Origin of the sequence: Embleya sp. NPDC050493 (genome assembly GCF_044458105.1) — a bacterium.
Lineage (GTDB): Bacteria > Actinomycetota > Actinomycetes > Streptomycetales > Streptomycetaceae > Embleya.
Genome location: NZ_JBITHP010000007.1, coordinates 215,518 through 233,304 on the forward strand (window position 1 = coordinate 215,518; position 17,787 = coordinate 233,304).

Annotated in this window: 6 protein-coding genes; all 6 read right to left on the minus strand. The window is 71.6% G+C overall.

The window, feature by feature from the left end; genetic code table 11:
• The 6 genes from ACIBM5_RS16900 to ACIBM5_RS16925 are packed head-to-tail and all read right to left on the minus strand — an operon-like array spanning nt 1 to nt 17,593.
• A complete protein-coding gene (locus ACIBM5_RS16900; RefSeq protein WP_396007557.1) occupies nt 1-2,460 on the minus strand; it encodes a condensation domain-containing protein in 2,460 nt (819 codons plus the stop codon).
• A 1-nt stretch (nt 2,461) separates the two neighbouring features.
• Nucleotides 2,462-4,294, minus strand: coding sequence for an amino acid adenylation domain-containing protein (locus ACIBM5_RS16905; protein WP_396007558.1), 1,833 nt, complete (start codon nt 4,292-4,294; stop codon nt 2,462-2,464).
• A 26-nt stretch (nt 4,295-4,320) separates the two neighbouring features.
• On the minus strand, nt 4,321-6,180 hold the full coding sequence (gene asnB / locus ACIBM5_RS16910; protein ID WP_396007559.1) for an asparagine synthase (glutamine-hydrolyzing): 1,860 nt from the start codon (nt 6,178-6,180) through the stop codon (nt 4,321-4,323).
• A gap of 1 nt (nt 6,181) precedes the next feature.
• The gene (locus ACIBM5_RS16915; protein ID WP_396007560.1) at nt 6,182-10,063 is read right to left on the minus strand and encodes an amino acid adenylation domain-containing protein; all 3,882 of its coding nucleotides are present in this window, start codon (nt 10,061-10,063) and stop codon (nt 6,182-6,184) included.
• 34 nt (nt 10,064-10,097) lie between these two features.
• Nucleotides 10,098-16,517 (minus strand): amino acid adenylation domain-containing protein, encoded by a 6,420-nt coding sequence (locus ACIBM5_RS16920; RefSeq protein ID WP_396007561.1) that lies wholly within the window; start codon nt 16,515-16,517, stop codon nt 10,098-10,100.
• Between the two features lie 50 nt (nt 16,518-16,567).
• Nucleotides 16,568-17,593 (minus strand): amidinotransferase, encoded by a 1,026-nt coding sequence (locus ACIBM5_RS16925; protein WP_396007562.1) that lies wholly within the window; start codon nt 17,591-17,593, stop codon nt 16,568-16,570.
• Nucleotides 17,594-17,787 lie beyond the last annotated feature (194 nt).

Below are 17,787 nucleotides of genomic sequence, written 5' to 3' on the forward strand. Positions count from 1 at the left end.
TCAGCCGGCCTGCTCCCCGATCAGCCGCCGCGCGACGCGCTCGGGGATGTGGGCCGCCGCCAGCCGCGTGCCCACGGAGGCGGGACACCACCAGGTGAGCACGAGCTCGCCGGCGTCGACGACACCGGTGATCGTCGCATCGGTGTCGCCCGGGTGCCCCGGCCCGGCGAAGTCCCGCCACACCGTGTCGCGCAGCGTCCAGGCCACCCCCGACGGGAGCAGCGCGGCGGCCGGATCGCCGAAGTGTTCGTAGCGCACCCGGGCCGGCTCGGCCGCTCTCGCGACCCGTACGACGCTCGCTCCCCGCGCGAGCGGGGTCACCACCCAGCGGTCCGCTTCGGCCAGCGGACCGATCACCCGTGCCGCGGGCCTGCGCGTGGTGTGATCGAGGACGTCCGCGACCAGTCGCCCGCCGCCGAACTCCTCGACCAGCACGTGCGCGATCGCAGCGGCGACGTCGCGGGCCGTCGCCGCGCGCACCGGGCAGCGCGCTTCGAGCGGCTCCTCGGCGATCGGCTCGGGTGCGGGCGAACCCGGGAGGACACAGCCGGCCCCGGCGACCTCCGGGCCCGCCTCGTCCTCGACGCCGGCGGGCTCGGCCGGGTGGTCCAGGAACGACGCGGCAGGCGGCAACCGCACCTCCGAGCCCGCCTGGAGCTGTCCCAGCCCCAGGGCCAGGTCCGCCAACAGCACCCGCCAGGACTCGACATCCGCGGCCAGTTCGTGCACCACGATCAACAGACCCGCCGGCCGGGTGCCCCGGTCGACCACCGCGGCCCGCAGCAGCGGACCCCGATCGACGTGCAGCCGGGCCCGCATCCGGTCGGTGAGCCGACGCAGCACCTGCCCCTGCGCGCCCGGGTCCTGGCCGGTGAGGTCCACCCGCGAGACGTGGACCGCACCGCCGAGGCCGCCCCGGGACTGCCGCCAGCCCTGATCCCCGTGGCCGAACCGCAGCCGCAACGCCTCGTGGTGCAGCAGCAGTTGCAGCCACACCCGCTTCAGGTCGGTGACCGGGAAACCAGACTCCGAGGTCAGGAACAGGGTTCGGGCCCGGTGCGCCGCCCGGCCCGGATCCCGATCGAGAATCCGGCGCTGTACCGGACGGACCGCGACCGAGCGATCGGAATCCGCGTCCGCGGTGACGCCCCCGCCCCGCGAGCCCGGGGCCTTCGGGCGGTGCATCCCGCGCAGAGCCCACTGATCCACGGCGCCCGCGACCCTGGGGATCTCCGCCACCTGCACCCACTGTGCCGGTACCAGTGCGGGCGGCAGGGCATCGGCCACCGCTGCCGCGAGCCGGTCGCTCGACGCGCTTCGGTCGGCGACGTAGTAGACCGCCAGTCGGGCGCCCGTCCGGTCGGCGTCGGCCGGGTCCGGATAGCCGATCCTGGCCAGCATCCGTTTCACCTGCGCGGTCTCCACCGGGGCGCGCAGCTCCGCGTCCGCCTCGGCGACGTCCAGATGCCCGAGCCGTACCTCCCAGCGGGTCGGCGCCTCGTAGTTGTGGAAACCGCGCTCCGCGGCGTGAACGTAGGTGCCCACATCGTTGATCATGCAGTTCGAGCTGCAGAACCCCGTATCGGTGGGCTGCGCCCAGAACGACGAGCGCTCGCGCAGGAAGGCTCGCACCTCCTCCTTCGTCACCGCCGAGTAGCGGAAGTAGTCGACGACCTGGACCGCGTTCACCGCGGCGGCGTCGACCGTGCCCGCGGCCTGGTGGTACACCTCCCGGCCCAGCCGCAGCTTCTCCTCGATCTCGGCCACGTCGAAGATGCCCTGCTCGTGGAACCAGGACAGCCGCTCGTCCATGATCTGGCCGCGGGAGAGCCCGGTGACCACCGTGGGGATGTCGCGTTGGTGCGCGAGTTCGGTGCTCAGGTCCAGGAGGGAGCGAAAGCACCCGTTGCACACGCTCTTGTGCTCCTGGAGCGAGTTCAGGAAGATCCGCTTCTGGTCGGCGTGGGTGGCGGTGACGTGTTCGATGCCCAGTTCGGCGGTGACGGTCTCGACGTTGCGCAGCGCGGTCCGCGAGATGAACCCGTTGTCGAAGGTGAAGGTCATCACCCGCAGACCCAGTCCCACGAGCTGGTAGAGCACATACGTGCTGTCCTTGCCGCCACTGAACAGCAGCAGGCAGTCGTAGTGCGATCCGCGCCCTCGCGCGGCCTCGCGCAGCCGCGGCGCCAGCTCCTGCGGGTCACGGAAGTAGGCATGCATCGCCGATCGATGGGCGGCGTAGCGCGCGCACAGCGAACAGACCCCGTCCGGGTCGAAGCGCAGTCCCGGGTACGCGGCGCTGATCCCGCACCGGACACAGGCGCGGGCGCCGGCCGCCGCGGGGTCGGCCTCGTTGAACACGACGGCGCAGTCGAGGACGCCGTCCTGGTCCAACACGGCCGTCCGCACCCGGCGTTCGACGGACTCGATCTGCTGGGCGTCCAGCGGCTGGTCGGTCATGTCAGCTCCCGAAGAGGTCGTCGTCGGCGTCGTCGTCGGCGAGCAGCAAGCGCTCGATCAGGTTCGACAGGCCCTCGATCGTCTGGTTCGCCAGGAAGTCCGCCAGCGGGACGGACACCCCGAACTCCTCGGTCAGCCGCGCCAGTACCGAGATCACGGCCAGCGAGGTGCCCACGTCGAAGAACCGGGTGTGCACGTCGTCGACCGGGGCCGGCAGCGTGCGCGCCCAGATCCCGGCGATCGTGCGTTCGGTGGCGGTGCGCGGTGCGACGGCGTCCGCGTCGGGTCGGGCGGGGGACCGCACGGGCACGGTGAGCGCCTTGCGGTCGATCTTGCCGCTGATGGTGCGCGGGATGAGCTCCAGTGGCACGATCAGCGCCGGGATCGCGCCGTCCGGCAGGTGCGCGCGCAGATGCTCGCTCAGCCGAGTGCGCAGTTCCTCGGAGTCCGTCCCGGTGCCGGTCTCGACGAACGCGCACAGGTACGGCGGGGCGTCGTCCGGCTCGACCGACACGACGGCCGCCTCGGCGACCGACGGGTCCTCGCGCAGGAGCTGCTCCACCCCGTCCAGCTCCACCCGCACGCCGCCGACCTTGACCTGTCGGTCCCGGCGGCCGAGGAAGTCGAGCGTGCCGTCGGGCAGCAGGCGGGCGAAGTCCCCGGTCCGGTAGACGACTTCGTCGTCGTCGGGCCGGGTGGGGTCGGCGATGAAGGCGCGTTCGGTCTCCTGCGGCCTGCGGTGGTACCCGAGGCTGCGGTAGGCCGTACGCAAGTGAACCTCGCCGACCCGCCCCGGTGGTACCTCCCGGCCGCGTTCGTCGAGCAGCAGGACGACGGTGTTGGGCATCGGGCGTCCGATCGGGACGGACCTGCCCCGGGCATCGGCGGCGGTGACGAAGTGGAAGGTCTTCGTCATGGTGGTTTCCGAGGGCCCGTAGAGGTTCAGCAGCCGGATCCGCTCGCCGAAGCGGTCGAACCAGCCGGCGGCGTCGGTGGGCAGCACGCGCTCGCCGGACAGGGCCACGCACTTCAGCGCCTCGAACCCCGGCCGGACCGTGTCGATCGCGCCCGCCAGGGCGCGAAAGACCGAGGGCACGCAGTGGATCAGATCGATCCGTTCCCGGTCCAGCCACCGGCACAGGGCGACCGGGTCGAGCCGGACGTCCTCGGCCGGCACGCATACCGTCGCGCCCACGCTCAACGGCAGGAGCAGGTCGCGCAGCACGGCGTCGAACGCGGGCGAGATCAGCTGGCCCACCCGCCATTGGGGACCGGCGCCGAGCAGCTCCGCCTCCCAGCGGATGTAGTGGTCCACCGCGCTCAGCCGGCCCAGGATCCCCTTGGGCCGGCCGGTGGAGCCGGAGGTGAAGAACAGGTAGCAGGGATCGTCCGGCGCCGGCACGTGGGGCGGGTAGTCGTTCCCGGGTCGGTCCTTGACCGTGCCGAGATCGACCAGGCCGGCCCGGTCGCACGTGTCGCGCACGTGCTCCGCGAGGTCGCCGTCGTCGGCGCCGACGACCAGGAGATCGGGGTCCGCCTCGCGCAGCATCCAGCCCAGCCGATCCGGCCGGGTGCCCACGTCGAGGGGGACCACCACACCGCCCAGCCGCAGGACGGCGAGCAGGGCCGCGGTCAGCTCGGCCCGGTCGCCGGCGAGGACCGCGACGACGGAGGCGCCGCGTGCTCCGCACCGATACAGCTCGGCCGCGACGGCGTCGACGCGTTGGTCCAGTTCGCGATAGCGCAGCGAGCCGTGCGTGGTCTGTACGGCGACTCGGTCGGGGAAGCGGTCGATCGCGCGGGCGACAAGCGACTGGATCGGTTCGAACGCCATTGCGGTTTCCTTTGCTCGACCCGCGTTCACACGTGACCGGGAAGGTTGAAGGTGTCCAGCAGAATTCCGAACGTCAGGACGACCAGCAACAGATCGTCGTCCAGGTGCGGATGCAGGTCGAAGCCCGCGTCCAGGCTGCGCGAGCGCAACTGCTCCACGACCGCCGGATCGAAGTAGCCCTGACGGGCGATGCGCGCCGGGGACAACAGGTCGTCGACCCATTCGACGTTGCGCCGGAGCAGCCGAGGGCTCGCGGGCGCGCGGAACCCGTACTTCTCCCGGCGGATGATCTCCGGCGGAACCAGTCCCTCCGCGGCCTGTTTCAGCACGAGCTTCTCGCCCCGCGTGCCCACCTTGAGCCGGTTGGGAATCCGCGTGGCGAAATCGAGCACGGCGCGGTCGAGGAACGGGTAGCGGGCCTCCACGGAATTGGCCAGGGCCATCCGGTCCCCGTGGTCGGTCAACAGGTGGTCCGACAGTCGCAGGGTGAAGTCCAGATAGGAGCGCTGGCTGAGCCGCGGCCTGCCCACCAGGCGCTCGTGGTCGACGACCGGGTGGTGCAGACAGTCGAACTCCTCGAAGGCGGCCCGGGCCTGCTCGGAGTAGAGCTCGAACTTCGCGTCCCGCCACGCGTGGTACCGGCGCTCGTAGAAGAGCTCCGGGTCGCCCCACAGCCGGGCGCGAAGGTCGTCCTCGAAGGCGTCCTCCAGCGGATCGCCCGACGCCACCGGGCCGCGCCCGCCCGCGTCGAACCGGTACCCGGGATACCCGCCGAAGAGTTCGTCGGCCCCCTCGCCGGTCAGGATCGCCTTGACGCCGTGTTCTCGCGCGAGCGCCGACAGGACCAGCGAGCAGGTGTTGTAGGTCTCCTTCACCGGGCACTCGGCATGGCGCACCATGCGCTGGAGTTCGGCGACGGTGTCCTGCTCCGTGAAGACCGCCTCGTGGTGCACGGACCCCACCTTGGTCGCCATCAGGCGCTGATACCCGGACTCGTCGATGGCCGCGTCGGGGAAGGTGATGGAGAAGGAGTGGGCGGGGGGTCCCGATTGCGACGCCAGCGCGCCGATCAGCGAGGAGTCGAGGCCGCCGCTGAGATAGAAACCGACCTCGACGTCGGCTCGCATCCGGAGCCGAACGGCCCGGGTGAGCAGTTCACGCAGGTGTTCCGGGTAGAACTCGTCGGGCCGGTGCGCGACGTCGTCGCGGGGGTAGTCCAGGGCCCAGTAGCACCGGTCGGTGACGACACCGTCCCGCACGATCAGGTAGTGGCCGTTGCGCACGCTCTCGATGCCGCGGAACATGGTGCGCGGACTCACCAGCCCGGGGAAGGTGAGGACCTGGTCCAGACCGGTGAGGTCCACGTCGCGCGGTACCCCGGGGTGTTCCAGGATCGACTTGATCTCCGACCCGAAGACGAAGTGTCCGCCGGTGTCCGTGTAGTACAGAGGAGCGATCCCGGCGTGGTCGCGCGCGAGGAAGAGCTGTCGCCTGCGCCGGTCGTGGATCGCGAACGCGAACTGGCCGTTGAGGCGCGCCAACAGCTCGGGCCCCTCGTCCTCGTAGAGGTGCAGGATCACCTCGACGTCGCAGGACGACCCGAATCGGTGGCCCCGGGCGAGCAACAGGGCGCGCAGCTCGACGTGGTTGAAGATCTCGCCGTTGCACACCATCGTGACGCTGCCGTCCTCGTTGGACATCGGCTGCCCGCCTCCGGCGAGGTCGACCAGACTCAGCCGGCGGCAGGCCAGCGCCACGCCGTCCCGGATCAGGGTGCCCGCCGCGTCCGGGCCGCGGTGCGTCAACGTATCGCTCATCCGCTCCAGTACCTCGGCCGTCGTCGGTCGAGCGTTGTGCAGGACCATGGACCCGGTGATGCCGCACATGTCAGATCCGCTCCTTGATCGCCGGCGACAGGGGCATCGTCGAGCGCAACGCCCGGGCGAGGACCGGTCCGATCACGCGCAGCGCCGCGGGGCGCATCATCCGCAGGTGCTCGCTGTCCACCGGCACCACCGCGATGTCCCCGCCGACGCAGGACCGCCACCGTTGCCCGGCCTGTGTTCCTCGGCCGCCGGGCGCGGCCTCGAAGAGCAGCAGCGAGCCGTCGAAGAACTCCGGGACGATCCCCGGATCCTGCAGGAGGCGGATGTTGTTGTCGGTGGCCCGCAGCAGCGCGGCCACCGACTCCTCGTCCAGGGCCGCCATCGCCTCCCCGCCGTCGAAAGCCACCAGCCGGACGTCGGAGGGCTCTTCGGTGTCGCGATCGGTATGGACGCCCGCCGGCCAGGCGTCGATGGCGGCGAGCAGAGCGACCGCATGCCCCGACGCGCGCAGTCGGACCGCGACGGCATGGGCCGCGGCTCCCCCGAAGGACCAACCGGCAAGCAGATACGGCCCGTTCGGTTGGATGTCGACGATCCGCGCGCAGTAGTCCCCGACCAGCTCGGGGAAACTGCCGGCCAGGGCGGTGGAGCCGTCTAGGCCGCGCGCCTGGAGGGCGTACACCGGGTGTCGGGCCGGAATGTACGGCAGCAGGCCCGCGTAACTCCAGCCCAGGCCACTCCCCGGATGGATGCACCACAGCGGCCGACCCGTTCCGCCGCGTAGGCGGATCAGCGGGCCGAGCAGGTCCGCCGTCGCGGGCTGGTCCCGGAGCAGCTGCGCCACGGTGGGTCGCACGAACAACTGCTTCAGGGTCAGTTCCAGCCCCAGGGCCTCCTTGGCCCGGGTGAGCAACCGCGGCATGAGCAGCGAGTGCCCGCCCAACTCGAAGAATCCGTCGTCGATGCCGACCGTGTCGACGCCGATCACCTCGGCGAACACCTGGCACAGCGACGCCTCCGCCGGGGTACGCGGCGCCCGCCGGTCACCGACCGGTGCGTCGGTCTCCGGCAGCGGAAGAGCGGCACGGTCGAGCTTGCCGTGTGGCGTGACCGGCAGTTGGGCAAGGACCACGACGGCCGAGGGGACCATCGGCGCGGGCAGTGCGTCGGCGAGGGCCACCCGGACGGCTGCCGGGCTCACGCTCGCGACCGGACCGGTCGGCACGACATACCCGATCAGGCGTCTGTCGTCGGAAGAACGCTCGTGGACCACGACCGCGCACCGGGAGATCCCGGGCAGGGCCAGCAGCGCGGCCTCCACTTCGCCCGGCTCGATGCGGTGGCCGCGCAATTTGATCTGGTGGTCCGCCCGCCCGACGTATTCGAGTTCGCCGTCGGAGCGCAGGCGGACCAGATCACCGGTGCGATACATCCGGGTGCCGGCCCGGCCGAACGGATCCGCCACGAAACGCTCGGCCGTCAGCGCGAACCGGCCCAGATAGCCTCGCGCGAGGGCCGGACCCGCCACGTACAGTTCGCCCGCGACGCCGCTGGGCACCGGACGCAGCCGCTCGTCCAGGACATACATGCTCAGGCCGTCGTGGGGGCGGCCGATGGGAACCGGTCCGGGCGGTGTGGGCTCGCCCGGGTCGAGCCGGAACCGGGCACAGTCCACGGTCGCCTCGGTGGGGCCGTAGAGGTTGTGGACCACGACGTCCGGGTGTTGCTCCCGCCACCCGGCCAGCGACTCCCCGCGCAACGCCTCACCGCCGATCAGCAGGCATCGGGTCGGCGACGGATCCACCGGCATCGCCGCCATCAGGTCGAGATGGCTCGGCGTGACGTCCAGGAGGGAGGGGCGGAGCGGGCCGGTGTGGGGCCCGGCCAACTCGTCCAACCGCACGTGCCCGCCGCTCACCAGCGGGGTGTACAGGGCGGTCACCGTCAGGTCGAAGGACAGCGAGGTGTGGACCAGGCTCGACCCGGCCGCGCTCGGATACGCCGCCCGTGCCTGTTCCACATAGGCGGCCAGGGAACGGTGTTCCACCACCACGCCCTTGGGGCGGCCGGTGGAACCGGAGGTGTAGATCACATAGGCGGCGTTCGCCTCGTGCGGCACACCGGCCCGCGCACTGCGGGTCGGTCCCGCTTCGGGTGGCATATCCGCCGCCTCGTGCCGCCAGGCGGCGATGTCCAGAACGGGGACGGTGCCCGCCCCGGCCGGGCCGGCCGCGCTCCCCGTGGTGACGAGCAGCGTGGGCGCCGAGTCCGTGAGCATGAAGGCGATCCGGGCGGCCGGGTAATCCGGGTCCACCGGCAGGTACGCGGCGCCGGCCTTGAGCACGCCGAGCATGGCGACGACCGCGTCGATGGAGCGGGGCAGCAGCAGCGCCACGACGTCCTCGGCGCCGATACCCCGGCCGGTCAGCCATCGGGCCAGCCGGTCGGCCCGCGCGTTCAGTGCCCGGTAGGTCGTCCGTGCCTGCCCGGCAATCAGTGCCGTCGCCTCCGGAGTACGCGCCACCTGCGCCTCGAAGAGCCCGGGGAGCAACTGCTCCCGGGTTCGAGCCGGGGCGGGGCGGCACGCGCCGAGGAGGGCGCCGCGCTCACCGGGCCGGAGAATCTCCACGTCGCCGATGCAGCGGTCCGGGTCCGCGGCCATGGCCGCGAGCACCGACTCCAGCCGTTCGACCATGTGTTCGGCGGTGATCGAGTCGAACAGATCGCGGGCGAACTCCAGGCCGCCTTCCAGGCCGTCGGGGCTGCCGTCGTCGGTGAGTCGCTCCCGGAGGTGGAGCGACAGGTCGACTTTCGAGTCCGGGTTGTCGATCGGTTCCTCGGTGGCCGGCAGGCCCGGGAGGTACGGGAGGTTCGTGGTGCGGTCCTCCAGGACGAGCATGACCTGGAACAGCGGGTTCCACGCCGCCGAACGGGAGGGGGCGAGCACGTCGACGAGCCGTTCGAACGGCACGTCCTGACGTGCGTACGCCGCCAGGTCCGTCTTCCGTACCCGGGCCAGGAGTTGCCGGAACGACGGATTGCCGCCGGTGTCGGTGCGCAGCACCAGCGTGTTGACGCACATCCCCACCAGATCGTCCATCGCCTCGTCGGACCGGCCGGCGACGGCCGAGCCGATGGGGATGTCGGTGCCGGCGCCCAGCCGGGTCAACAGGGCGGCGAGCCCGGCCTGCAACACCATGAAGAGACTGACCCGCTCCTGTCTGGCCAGCTCGATCAGGGCCAGGTGCGTTCGCGGTGCGATCAGCATCGGGATCGTCTCGCCGCGATGGGAGGCCGCGGCCGGCCGAGGCCGGTCCACGGGCAGCGGCAGATATTCCGGGATGCCGGCCAAGGCGGCGCGCCAGTAGGCCAGTTGCTCGCTGATCAGACTGTTCGGATCAGCCTCGTCGCCGAGCAGTTCACGCTGCCACAGGGTGTAGTCGATGTACTGGACCGGCAGCGGATCCCAGCCCGGCGCCCGCCCCGCGCACCGCGCCCCGTAGGCGGTCGCCAGGTCGCGCAGGAGTGGTTCTCGCGACCAGCCGTCCGCCGCTATGTGGTGCAGGAGGATCAGCAGGACGTGCTCGTCCGGTCCGAGCGAGAGCAGGGTGAACCGCACGGGCGCTTCGGTGGTGAGGTCGAAGACGTGCGCTCCCGCGGCTCGAAGGACCGCGGGCAGTTCCGGCGGCCGAATTCGTTCGACCGCCAGGACGGGCCAGGCCGCGGGGTCCTCCAGGACCACTTGGCGGGGGGCGCCGTCGGACTCGGGAAAGACCGTGCGCAGGCTCTCGTGTCTGGCCAGGACATCGGTGAACGCGGCCCGCAGCGCCGCCACGTCCGGCTCCCCGACGAGTCGGTACACCAACGGGATGCGGTAGCCCGTCCCGTCGTCCAGCTTGTTGAGGAACCAGATCCGGTGTTGCGCGTACGACAGCGGAATCATCAGCGGTACCCCAGGTGGGTGCGGTCCGAGTGGATCACGAGCCGTCGCTCCGTTCTTCGGCCGCGGGCCCCGGGCGGGGCATCCGCCGCAACGCCGGCCGGCGCGAACGTTTCGTGCCCTTGATCCGGGCGGCCAGCGCCGCCGGCGTCGGCGCCTCGAACACCGCGCCCACCTCGACGTCGATGCCCAGCACGGTCCTGATCCGGCTCGTCAGTCGGGTGGCCAGGAGCGAATGACCGCCGAAGTCGAAGAAGGAGTCGTCCGGTCCGACCCGCTCCAGTCGCAGTACGTCCGCGAACAGCGCACACAGGGCCTCCTCTTCCGGCGTAGCCGGTGCCCGGGTCGAGGCGAACTGCGCGAAGTCCGGGGCGGGCAGCGCCCGGCGATGGACCTTGCCGCTCACGGTCAGCGGCAGGTCGGCCAGGATCAGCACCGCGGTGGGCACCAGGAAGTCCGGCACCGACTCGGCCACGAAGCCGCGCAGCGCGACCGGGTCCGGACGGGTGTTCGCGGCGGGCACGACGTAGGCGACCAGCCGCTTCTCTCCCGCCTGGTCCTCGCGCACGACGACCGCGACCCGGTCGACGTCCGGGTGCCGGCCGAGTACCGCTTCCACCTCTCCGGGCTCGATCCGAAACCCGCGCACCTTGACCTGATCGTCGACGCGGCCCACATAGTCCAGCCGACCGTCGCCGGACCAGCGCACCAGGTCGCCGGTGCGGTACATGCGCTCGCCGGGGCCGTCGAAGGGGTTCGGCACGAACCGGTCGGCGGTCAGGCCGGGACGATTCCAGTACCCGCGGGCCAGGGCCGCGCCGGCGATGTACAACTCACCGGTCACCCCCGGCGGAACCGGCCGCAGGGTCGGATCCAGCACATACATCCGGGTGTTCCAGATCGGCGTTCCCAACGGCGCGGTCGAGGACTCCCAGTGCGTCAGGTCCGCCGGCAGCGAGAAGGCGGTCACCAGATGCGTCTCGGTGGGTCCGTAGAGATTGTGCAGCCGCACCTTCGGCCGCGCGGACAGGAACTCCCGGACCCCGGGGGTCAGTCGCAGCACCTCGCCGCCCTGTCCGATGTCGCGCAGTGCCGGCAGCGCCAACCCCTGGGCCAGGGCCGCCTCGCACACCGCCTCCACCATCACGTTCGGCGCGCAGAACTGCTCCACCTCGTGCTTGTCCAGCCATCTGGTGAACGCCGCCGGGTCGCGCCGGACCTCGTCGTCGGGGACGACCAGGTGCCTGCCGGAGGTGAGGGTCTCGATGATCTCCCAGGCCGAGACGTCGAAGCTGATCGCCGCGAACTGCGCCACCGGGCCGCCGATGCCCGTCCGCCCCCGCCGGACCCACCGGGCGTGCGCCTGCACCAGGTTCACCATCGCACCCGTACCCATGGTGACGCCCTTGGGCCTGCCGGTCGAGCCGGACGTGTGGATCACATACGCCGGGTGCAGCGCCGACAACGGCCCGGTCCGTTCGTCGTCGCGCAGGTCGTCGGCCGACTCGGCGGCCGCCGCGGCGCCGGTCCGCGGCTCGTCCAGGAGCAGCCGCGGGACGCCGGGCGGCAGTTCCGCACTCGTGCGCACGGTGGTCAGCAGCAGGGCCGGCCGGACGTCGTCGAGGAGGAAGGCGATCCGCTCGGGCGGATACTGCGGATCCAGCGGCAGGTACGCCGCACCCGCCTTGAGCACCGCCCACACCGCCGCCACCAGGTCGAGCGAGCGCGGCACGGCCAGGGCGACCACGGATTCGGGCCCCACCCCGGCGGCCACCAGCAGCCTCGCCAGCCGGTTCACCCGGGCGTTGAACTCGCGGTACGTCATGCTCCCGTCGGGCGCGGTGACCGCCGTGCGCTCGGGGCCCTGCTCGACCCGGGACTCGAACAGGGCCGGCAGCGTGGTCGCGACGACCGGGTGATCCGTGTCGTTCCAGTCCCGCACCACCCGCTCGCGCTCGCCGGGCGCCCACAGTTCGAACGCGCCGATCCGGCGGGTGGGCTCGCCCACCACCTGTGCGAGCAGGCGCAGCAGCCGGTCCGCGATGGACAACGCCGTGCTCCGGTCGAACAGGTCGGTGCCGAAGAGCAGGGCGCCGCTCAGTCCGGTGGGGCCCTGCGACCCGGCGGACTCGTCGTCGAACTCCACCACCAGGTCGAACGGGGACATGCCGGTCCACACCGACTCGGGGTGCACCTCGATGCCGGGCAGCACCAGTTCGCCCGAGCGAGTGTTGCGCAGCACGAGCGCTACCTGGAACAGGGGATGCCGGGCCAGGGAACGCTCCACCGCCAGGTCGCCGACCAGCAGTTCGAAGGGGACGTCCTGGTGGGCGTAGGCGTCCAGGCAGGTTTCCCGCACCCGGGCGAGCAACTCGGTGAAGGTCGGATCTCCCGACAGGTCCGTACGCACCACGAGGGTGTTGGTGAAGAATCCCACCAGATCCTCCAGCGCGTCGTCCAGACGTCCGGCCACCGGCGCACCGATGGGGACGTCGTCGCCGGCTCCGAGCTTGGACAGCAGCACGGCCAGCACGGCCTGGAGCACCATGAACGTGCTCGCGTCGTGTGCCCGGGCCAGGTTCACCAGCCCCAGGTGCACGTGCGCCGGGATCTCCAGCGGAACCGAGTCGCCCGCGTAGGAGGGCAGGGCGGGCCTGGGCCGGTCCGACGGGAGGCTGATCTCCTGCGGCAGCTCGGCCAGGGCCCGCCGCCAGTAGGCCAGTTGTTTGGCGTGGACACTGTCCGGATCCGCCGCCGAGCCGAGCCGGTTCCGCTGCCACAGGGTGTAGTCGGCGTACTGGACCGGGAGCGGCGCCCAGCCGGGGTCCCGTCCGGCGGCGCGCTCGGTGTATGCCCGGCTCAGATCGGCCAACAGCGGACGCAACGACCACGCGTCGCCGGCGATGTGGTGCATCACCAGCAACAGGACGTGTTCACCGGGCGACAGGGCGAGCAGCCGCGCGCGCAGCGGGATCTCCGACTCCAGGTCGAACGCCCGCCGGGTGGCCCGGGCCAGGTCCTGTGCCAGGTCGGCCGGGTCGATCGGCACCACGGGCAAGTCGAGGTCGACCGAGTCGGCGGAGAGCACGTGCTGATACGGATGGCCGTCGTCGGCCGGGAACACGGTGCGCAGTACCTCGTGCCGGCCCACCAGGTCGCGCAGCGCGGCGCGCAGGGCGGCGACGTCCACGGCACCGAGCAGACGCAGCCCCATGCCCTCGTTGTACGTGGCGATCGGTCCCTGGAATTGTCGAAGGAACCACAGTCGGGACTGGGCGAACGACAGCGGGATCCGGTCGGGCCGCACCGCCGGGACCAGTGCGGGCCGGGCCGGGCCGGCCGTGCCGAGCCGGGCGGCCAGTGCCGCGACGGTCGGTGCCTCGTACACGGTCCGAATGCCCGTCTCCCGGCCGAGCACGGTCCGGATCCGGGTGAGCAGGCGCGTCGCCGACAGGGAGTGGCCGCCCAGCGCGAAGAAGCTGTCGTCGACGCCGACCGAGGTCAGGCCCAACACCTCGGCGAAGATCGCGCACAGCGCCTTCTCCGCGGGTGTGCCGGGCTCGCGTCCGCCGCTCGGGGCCTGGCGGGAAGGTGCGGGCAGGGCGCGCTCGTCCACCTTCCCCGCGGTGGTCAACGGCAGCGCGTCCAGCACGACGAAGGCGGCGGGCACCATGTAGTCGGGCAGGAAGCCGGCCACCTGCGCACGGATCGCGGCGATGTCCGGCCGCGCTCCCGCCGCGGGCACCAGGTAGCCGACCAGGCGCTTGTCGGTGCCGGGGTCCTCGCGCACCACGGCGAGCGCGGCGGCGACGCCGGCGCATCGGGCCAGGGCGGCCTGCACCTCGCCCGGCTCGATCCGGAAGCCGCGGATCTTGACCTGGCGGTCCGCCCGCCCGACGAAGTCCAGATCGCCGTCCGACGTCCAGCGCACCAGGTCCCCGGTACGGTACATCCGCGATCCGGGCGCACCGAAGGGGTTCGGGACGAAGCGCTCGGCGGTGAGGCCGGGGCGCCGCAGATAGCCCCGGGCCAGGCCGGGTCCGGCGACGTAGAGCTCGCCGACGGCGCCCGGGGGCAGCAGGTGCAGACCGGCGTCCAGCACGTACGCCGTGGCGTGGGCGACCGGTGGGCCGATGGGCGGCGATCGGCCGTCGGAGGGCGCGACACACAGTTTCTGCGTGGCGTCGACGGTGGTCTCGGTGGGTCCGTATCCGTTCCAGAACTCTCGTCCGTCCGCGGCCCACTGGTCCACGAGCGTTGCCGGCACGCGCTCGCCACCGGCGGACACCGTGCGCAGCGCGGGCAGTTCGTCGGGCCGCAGCAGATGCATCAGGGCCGGGGACAGATGCGCGACGGTGACCCGGTGGGCGGCCAGCAGCCGTTGCAGGGCTTCGGCGTCGAGCCGTTGGTCGTCGTCGGCCAGCACGATCCGCGCCCCGGCGGCCAGGGAGACCCACAGTTCGAGCATGGAACCGTCGAAGGTGAAGGCGTACGCCGCCAGGACACGGTCCTGCTCGCCCACGCCGTACGCCTGGACGGCGTGCGCCACGTACCGGGCGATCGACCGGTGTTCGATCACCACCCCCTTGGGACGTCCGGTCGACCCCGAGGTGTAGATCACGTACGCCGGATGCGTCGGGAGGAGGTCGGGCGCGGGTGCCTCGCGTGACTCGGCGAGGGGCGTTTGGTCGGCGGCGCCGGTGACCTCGTCCACCACCAGACACCGTGGCCCGGTCCAGCCGGGCGGAAGTTCCCGCGCCAGGTCCGCCGTCGTCACCACCAGTGCCGGTTGCGCGTCGTCGAGCATGTACGCGATGCGCTCCGGCGGGTACCCGGGATCGATCGGCACATAGGCGCCTCCGGCGGTGAGGGTGGCCAGGAAGGCCACCACGCCCGCCGGGGAGCGGGGCAGCAGTACGGCCACGAACCGCTCGGGTCCGACGTCCCGCTCGGTGAGCACGCGGGCCAACCGCCCCGCGCGGGCCCGGAGTTCGGCATACGTCAAGGAGGTGTCCCGGTACACCAGCGCGGTCCGCTCCGGGGTGCGCAGGGCCTGCTCGGCGAGCAGCTCGGACAGGGTGCGCGGGGGGAGCGGTGCGGACGGCGGGTTCCACCGGGTCAGGAGCAGCCGCCGAACGGCGGCCGGCAGCACCTCGATTCGGCCCACCGGGGTGTTGCCCGGCGTGTCGACGACGCGGTCGAGCGCTTCGTCGAGCAGACGCGCGCAGCCGGCGTGCGTGCGCTCGTCGAACCGGTCGGGGTCGGTGTCGACGGCCAGTTGCAGGCTGCCGTCGCGCGAGATGTCCCACAGGTTCAGGGAGATCTCCTCGAAGGGCCCGGTGGCGAGGTTGTGGGCGACGAAGGGCCGGCCGGCGAGGGTGACTCGGTAGTCGAACGGCATGACGTTCAGGGAGACCGCCCAGGGCACCTCCCCCGGGGCGAGGCCGAGGTCGTGGCGGATGTCCTCGTAGCGGTATCGCTGGTGGCGCATCGCCTCCAGGACCTGGACAAGGCTTCGGTCGAACAGGTCCGCCAAGGTCGTCTCGGGACGCACCGACAGGCGGATGGGGACCACGTTGGCCACGACTCCGGGAATCGTCTGCTCGATGCCGGGGCCGCGGCCGGGTACGGCGAAGCCGATGACCACGTCCGTCTCGCCCGTGGCCCGGGCGGCGAAGAGCGCGGTGGCCGCGACCGCGAGGCCGGCCAGGTTGGTTCCGAAGCCGCGGCAGGCGGACCGGAGTCGGTCGGCCGCCGCGGGGTCCAGGTTCCTCGTCTCGCGCCGGCGCGCGCGGGCCGGTCCTCGCACCGCCCCGCCGGCCAGGGACACCGGGCGGGGCCGGTCCGCCAGCAGGTCGAGCCAGTACCGGCGGTCCTCGTCGAACGCGGGGGAGGCGCGGTACGCCGCATCGGCGTCGACGAGGGCCCGCACGGACTCGAAGGGTTCGCCGTCGGCCGAGCCGCCCTCGAACAGGGCGGTGTAGAGCTCGGCGACGCGGGCGACCACCAGGGGAAAGCCGAATCCGTCGTTCACGATGTGGTGGCAGCCCTGGTACCAGTGGAAACGCCGATCGTGCAGCTTGAAGAGCGCGAACGTGACGAGCGGCCCGCGTTCGAGGTCGCGCGGGCGGGCCAGATCGGCACTCATCCACTCCAGCGCGGACCGGTGCGGGTCCCGGTCCGCGCTCACGTCGACGACGTGCAGGCGATGTTCGAGGTCCGGGTCGACCTCCTGGCGGAGCCCGTCCTCGTCCTCGAAGAATCTCAGCCGCAGGGTCTCCGCCTCGGACACGGTCTGCCGCAATGCCTCCTCGAACAGGCCGATGTCGAGGGAGCCGTCGATGTCGAGATACTCGCCCTCGTTGAGGATCGGGCTCTCGGGGTCGAATCGATGGGCGTACCACAGGCCCCGCTGCCCTGCCATGAGCCCGATACGTCCGGCGCTGCGGTCCGACATCTCACACTCCAGATCGAGACGACGCTTGGCGAGGTGCTCCCTGCGGCGGGTCAGCCGGGGTGGTCGAGATAGGAGTCGAGTCCGCCGCTGCGTCGCACGTCGAGGGTGGCGCAGTGGAAGGAGCCACCGAAACTGTTGAAGTTGCGGAAGCTGCACGGAATGGGGGTGAAGCCCCACTCCTTCATCGCGGAGATCATCGGCTCGTCGCCGCGCTCGACCACGACGCGGTTCTCGTCCAGCATCAGGACGTTCATGTTGATCCACTTGCTGGTCAGGTAGAGCGGGTGACTGTCGGGAATCACCGGCCGGGGGGCGCGCATCACGTCCCAGCCCTTGAAGATCGCGGGTACCTTCGACACCCGCTCGGGGTGCACGAGCAGCTTCCCGGGAGCCAGCGGGGCCAGCGTGGCGTCGATGTGCATGGGGTGCGTGTCGTCGAACTCGAGGACGTGGATCCGGTATCGATCACCGAGATGGCGGCGCAGCCAGTCGATGCCGAACTCGTTCGTGACGTTGCTCTTCTGCGCGACGATGTCGCGCCCGAGCCGCAGGAAGTCGGCTGCGTCGAAGGTCGGCTCGAACTCGGTCACGATCAGCCGGGTCGGCATCCCCTCGGCCGGCTCGGTCCAGGTCAAGTCGTATTGTTCGTCGGTGAGTTCGGGCTTGGGTCCGGCGCTCCACCGGGCGCCGGACCGGAAGTACTCCTTCAGGAGCGGCCGGTAGGCGAGGGTCTCGTAGTACCGGGAGCGCCAGGCCATCGGGCACTCGATGACGTCCTCGCCCACCACCAGGAGGCAGTCCCGCGGCATGGCCGCGTACAGACCGGTGCTGGTCCAGTCGCGCGTGGCGTAGGGCGTGCGCTGCGCGACCGGCTCGGGGCGTCGGACCGTTACCCCCTCGGCTTCGAGGATGTGCACGAACTCGTCGAGTTCCTTGCGGGCCGCGGCGATCAGCTCCGCGGGAAACGGTTGCCCGCCGCGGCGGCGGAAAGTCTCGTGCTGGTGCGCCGGAATGACCGGTTCCAGTGACGCGTGCCACGGGGGAAACGTGGCGTCGTCAACTATCCCGACAATCACTTCTTCGAGTGGATCCCACTCGGTATATGACGAGACGGAAGAATTTCCTGATAAGGGTATGTCTGCTGACGAATCGGACAACGTGAACTCCAGTCACTCTGCCGCATTCCGGTCCGACGGTCGCGCCAAGCCCTATCCAGGGCGGCCGCACGGCAGGCGGGGTGACATGAATTCAAGCCGCCGTCCCGGCGTGC